Genomic DNA, 310 nt, shown 5'->3' with positions numbered 1-310 from the left:
TGCTGGAGCTGGTAGGCCTGGAACAGAAGCATCATGTCTATCCGGCGCAGTTGTCCGGCGGTCAGAAGCAGCGTGTCGGCATCGCCCGCGCGCTGGTGCACGATCCGCAGATCCTGTTGTGCGACGAAGCGACCTCGGCACTGGACCCTGAAACCACCGCCTCGATCCTCGACCTGCTGCGCGATATCAACCAGCGCCTTGGCCTGACCATCGTGCTGATCACTCACGAGATGGCGGTGATCCGCGACATCTGCCAGCGCGGGGTGGTGCTCGAACGTGGCGAAGTAGTCGAGCAGGGCGAGGTCTGGCA

At 63.5% G+C, this 310-nt stretch carries 1 protein-coding gene; it reads left to right on the top strand.

Annotated elements, in window-relative coordinates; all coding sequences use genetic code 11:
- The coding region (locus tag VA602_RS00565; protein WP_323452174.1) for an ATP-binding cassette domain-containing protein at positions 1 to 310 on the top strand (310 nt) is incomplete at both ends.

The organism is Pseudomonas machongensis, from assembly GCF_034961125.1.
Classification (GTDB): Bacteria; Pseudomonadota; Gammaproteobacteria; order Pseudomonadales; family Pseudomonadaceae; genus Aquipseudomonas; species Aquipseudomonas machongensis.
This window is presented reverse-complemented; position numbering and strand designations above follow the sequence as displayed.